This is a genomic window from Streptomyces sp. NPDC031121, assembly GCF_055570615.1.
In genome coordinates, this window is the sequence record NZ_JBVIGV010000026.1 from 1 (window position 1) to 4,695 (window position 4,695).

Sequence of the window (4,695 nt, forward strand, 5' to 3'; positions counted from 1 at the left end):
CGCCCGCCACCACGATCTTCGCGGAGGTGGTGGAGCGAGCCGCCCCGCCGTTAGAGCTTGCGAAGTCCACTGAGCACCCTTTCGAGCAGTGTCACATCTGGCTGGCCGCCGGCGGATTCGTCGCCGCCGGGCTGGTGAATGGCGACAAGGCCCGCCTCCGCCAGGTCGGCGACGAGAATGCGGGCGACACCAAGAGGAATGGAGAGGAGTGCCGAGATCTCCGCGACGGATTTGATCTCCAGGCACAGGCGGCAGATGCGCTGGTGCTCGGGCAACTGCCCTTGCAGCCTAGCGGGATCCGCCGTGGTGCTGACCAGCGCCTCGATGGCGAGCTGGTAGCGCGGCCGGGTCCGGCCGCCGGTCATCGCGTACGGACGCACCAGCGGGTTGTGGGCCTTGGGGGCCTGGGCGCGGCCGCCCCGGAAGGGCTGCTGCGAAGGCCGCTGGGGCGCCTGCTGGGGCTGGGCGTACGGCTGCTGCTGGTAGGGGTTCTGCTCCGGCACGGGCCGGCTTGGCGCGGAGGGGAAGTTGAAGCGGTTCTGGTCGTGCCCACCCTGCGGCTGCTGAGCGCCGCCATAAGGATGTCCTCCGGGTGTTGTCACGTCTCCTCCTCCGACTCCAATAACGCAGTACTCCCTGTGGAACCGCGCCACCGCACCTTACGGTGCGATGACGCGAAACGCACTGCCTGTTTGCTAGTTGAGAAGGCTTCCCTGCAGTTCGGCGCGCAGGTCCGGGGTGAGGACCGTGCCTGCGCGGTCGACGAGGAGGGCCATCTCGTAGCCGACGAGGCCGATGTCGCACTCGGGGTGCGCGAGCACCGCGAGCGAGGACCCGTCGGAGATGGACATGAGGAAGAGGAATCCCCGGTCCATCTCGACCACGGTCTGGTTGACGGAGCCGCCCTCGAAGATGCGGGAGGCTCCGGCGGTCAGCGAGGTCAGTCCGGAGGCCACGGCCGCCAGCTGGTCGGCGCGGTCGCGCGGGAATCCGTCGGACATCGCCAGAAGGAGGCCGTCGGCGGAGACCACCACCGTGTGGGACACCCCGGGGGTGTTGTCCACGAAGTTGGTGATCAACCAGTTCAGGTTCTGTGCCGCCTGGCTCATCGGGCTCACACTAACGCTCCTGGTCATAGCTGTTACTTGACTGCTCAGTACCCGCGCTGCGTCCCTGCTGGACACCGCGCCGCAGGTTGCTCAACCTGCCGCGGACGTCCTCCGGAGCGCGGGAGACCTGGGGGCCGCCCTGCGGGGTCGTCTCCGCGGAGCCCTCGACCAGGTTGGCCTTGGGCACCCGCCGAGGGAGACCGGACGGGGTGACCCCGCCCGCCTTCGGCTCGCGGAGCTTTCCGGCCTGCTGCCAGCGCTCGTCGTTCTTCGAGCGCCAGCCCGGGCCGGCCTCCTCGTCCGCCTTCGGGGCGGCGGCCTGCTGCTGTCGCTGCGGCCGCTGCTCGAAGAGGGATCCGGGGGACTCCGCTTCCTGCTGCGCCGGCTGCCACTGCTGCTGGCTGCCGCGGCGCGGCAGGCCCGCTCCGGTCAATGCGTGACCGGTGTCGGCAGCGGCGCCCGGACGGTCGAAGCCTACGCGGTCCGCGGCGGGTTCGGGAGCGACAGGGGGTTCCGATTCGTTCCCGTACCCCTGGTCGTAGCCATCGGAGTAGGTGTTCTGCTCCGGCCACGTGCCGTGCTGAGCCTGGGATTCGTATCCGCCCTGGTACGCCTGGGAGTCCTGGTGCGGCTCCTGGTAGCCGGCTTCCGCATAACCGTAGTCCTGCTGCGGGTACGACTCGTAGCCCTGCTGCTGGTGGTGTGCCTGCCGGGTGTCGTAGGCGGGGTCGTAGACGGGAGCCGCCTGCCCGCCGTACTCCGGGTACTCCTGGTACCCGTGCTCCGGCTGCGGTTCCGCATACTCCTGCTCCGCGTACTCCTGCTCCGCCTGCTCCTGCCCGGCCTGCGGCTGGCCCAGCTGGGCGGCCAGCGCCGCGCGGCGCTCCTGGTGGCCCAGGGAGCGGCCCACCGGGCCCGCGGGGGCCCCGTCGGCGTCGTAGCGGGAGTCGTCGAAGCCGAGCTCGGCCGCGGTGCGCAGCGGGGCGTCCTGCTCGGCCGCCTGCTGCGGGATCATCGAGGAGACGGTGAACTCGTCGTCCGGGATGCCCTCGCCGCCGCCACCGTGGGTGATGGCGTCCGGGAGCATGATCAGCGACGTGGTGCCGGCCGCCTCGCCCGAGGGGCGCAGCTGGACGCGGATGTTGTGCCGGTCCGCCAGGCGGCCGACCACGAAGAGGCCCATGCGCTGCGAGATCGCGGCGTCCACGGTCGGCGGGTTGGCGAGCTTGTGGTTGATGTCCGCGAAGTCCTCGGCGGTCAGGCCGATGCCCTTGTCGTGGATCTCGACCATGACGCGGCCGTCGGGCAGTCGCGTGGCGTTGACGCGGACCTTGGTCTGCGGGGAGGAGAACGTGGTGGCGTTCTCCAGCAGCTCGGCGAGCAGGTGCACGAGGTCGGTCACGGCCTGGCCGTGGATCTCGGCGTCGGAGACGCCCTCGAACTCGATGCGCTCGTACTGCTCCACCTCCGAGGAGGCGGCGCGCAGGACGTCGACGAGGGGCACCGGCTGGTCCCAGCGGCGGCCCGGCTCCTCGCCCGCGAGGATGAGGAGGTTCTCGCCGTTGCGGCGCATGCGGGTGGCCAGGTGGTCCAGGCGGAAGAGGTTCTCCAGCTGGTCCGGGTCGGCCTCGTTGTTCTCCAGGTCGGTGATGAGGGTCAGCTGGCCCTCGATCAGCGACTGGTTGCGCATGGAGAGGTTCGTGAAGATCGCGTTGACGTTGCCCCGCAGGAGGGCCTGCTCCGCGGCGAGGCGGACCGCCTCGCGGTGGACCTGGTCGAAGGCGCGGGCGACCTCGCCGATCTCGTCCCGGGAATCGATCGGGATCGGGGCGACGCGGGTGTCGACCTTGCCCGGGTCGGTGCGCGAGAGCTGGTCGACGAGCGCCGGCAGGCGCTGCTCGGCCACGTCGAAGGCGGCGGAGCGCAGGCGGCGCATCGAGCGGCTCATCTGGCGGGCCACCATGCCGGCGAGGATGAACGCGGCCAGCAGGGCCACGACGACGATGGCGCCGGTGACGATGGCGTCGTTGCGGGCGTCCTCGGAGATGGCGACGGTGTCCCTGACGGCCTTGTCGAGGAGTTCCTTCTCGATCTCGGCGTAGCCCTCGAACTTGGCGGTCGCGGCGGCCTGCCAGGCCTGCGGCGTGGTGCCGTTCTTCGCGAGCACGGAGGGCTTCTCGCCGCCGGCTATCGCCTCGGTCATTCCGGCGAGCGCCGAGTCGTTGACGACGGGCGGGGCCTTGAACGGGGTGCCGGCCTGCTCGGCCTGCACCTTCGCCGCTGCGATCTTGGCGGCCCCGTCGTCCTTCTTCTTCTTCATCACCTCGCGGAGGCGGTTGACGTCCTCCTCGGTGCCCGCCGCGACGTACTCGCCGACGGCGATCTCCTCCAGGTAGGCGTACGAGGAGAAGGCGATCAGCTGGGCCTTGCGGACTTCCTCGTTCTCGCTCGGGCGGACGAGGAGGTGCGTGCCGATGGCGCGCTGGAGCGACTCGGCGGCCTTCGCGAGCTCGACCGCGTAGACCATCCGGCCGTAGCTGGTGACGTTGCCGGTGCCCAGACCCAGTTCGTTCGAGAACTGCATCAGGTAGTGCTGGACGAGGAGGTAGCCGTCCTCGGTGGGGATGGGGCCGGCCTGGGACGGGAGGTTCTTCTTCGCCGTCTCGGGGGCCGTGTAGGCGGACTTGCGGACCGCCTCCAGCTTCGGCTCCTCCTTGCGGAAGAGCTCCAGGCGGCGCTCCAGGCCCTGGTTCTCCGGGAGGTCCCTGACCGCGAGCGCGAACTTGTCCTTGGCCTCGTTGGTGGCCGCGTAGGCCTTCGCGACGGCCGGGTTGTTCTTGTCGCCCTTCAGCAGCGGCTCGGCCGTGAGGTCGCGCTCGTTGAGCAGCGCCTGGCCGTACTCGGCCGCCGCCTGGACCACGCGGGCGGTCTTCTCGGCGTCCTTGGCCTCGTTCCAGGTGTCGACGGAGCCCTTCACCTGGAAGCCGCCCATGACCAGTCCGACGAGGACGGGCAGGAGCAGGATGGCGTTCAGACGGGTCGCCACGCGCCAGTTGCGGGGCGAGAACCTGCTGGTGCCGCCCTTCGCCGGCGGCTCCGCGGGCACGTCGACGGGCGGTGCGGCCGCGCGCTGCGGCGGGGTGAAGTTGCCGCGCGCGGATTCATCCGCGGGGCTCGAGCTGCTTCGCCTCACTCGACCAACAACCTCTCGGCGGTGCTACTAGCTGGTTAGTTGAATTCCAGCACGGTGAACGGCCGTGTTCCAAACAGTCCGGCCGGGCGGCCCGGACGGCACGACGGCCTACGTAAAACGGACATAAAGAGTGACCGCCGGTGAAAACGGGAACGCTCGTGCGCACAGCGGTACCACCCGACCGCACCCCGTGCCCGGCTGCGGGCAATTCTCTGTCGAAACGTTATGAACGAGCAGGGCGGGCCGTGTCGTACGACACAGCCCGCCCCGCCGTCCACCCATGCCGGCCCCGTTACTTCAGCCGTGCCATGAGGGCGTGTTCGACGAGGGTGATGAGGGCGCTCTTGGCGTCGGCGCGGTGGCGGGCGTCGGTGGTGATGATGGGGGCGTCGG

3 protein-coding genes and 2 pseudogenes are annotated in these 4,695 nt (G+C 70.2%); all 5 read right to left on the reverse strand.

Annotated features, from left to right (window positions below; genetic code table 11):
- A pseudogene (locus ACZ462_RS31620) lies at positions 1 to 70 on the reverse strand (ATP-binding protein); the annotation flags it as partial.
- Positions 51 to 602 carry a DUF742 domain-containing protein gene (locus ACZ462_RS31625; RefSeq protein ID WP_468144668.1) on the reverse strand — a complete coding sequence of 184 codons (552 nt, stop codon included), beginning with the start codon at positions 600 to 602 and terminating at the stop codon, positions 51 to 53. The pseudogene ACZ462_RS31620 and the gene ACZ462_RS31625, both read right to left, overlap by 20 nt.
- A 93-nt stretch (positions 603 to 695) precedes the next feature.
- Positions 696 to 1,109: a roadblock/LC7 domain-containing protein gene (locus ACZ462_RS31630; RefSeq protein WP_468144670.1), complete on the reverse strand. Its 414-nt coding sequence runs from the start codon at positions 1,107 to 1,109 to the stop codon at positions 696 to 698.
- A 10-nt stretch (positions 1,110 to 1,119) separates the two neighbouring features.
- Positions 1,120 to 4,302 (reverse strand): sensor histidine kinase, encoded by a 3,183-nt coding sequence (locus tag ACZ462_RS31635; protein ID WP_467809992.1) that lies wholly within the window; start codon positions 4,300 to 4,302, stop codon positions 1,120 to 1,122.
- A 292-nt stretch (positions 4,303 to 4,594) separates the two neighbouring features.
- Positions 4,595 to 4,695, reverse strand: a pseudogene (locus ACZ462_RS31640) (ATP-binding protein); the annotation flags it as partial.

What these genes read in the sequence shown, in the direction of transcription:
- ACZ462_RS31630 (WP_468144670.1), bottom strand. Translation starts at nt 1,109, where the DNA reads ATGAGCCAGGCGGCACAGAACCTGAACTGGTTGATCACCAACTTCGTG.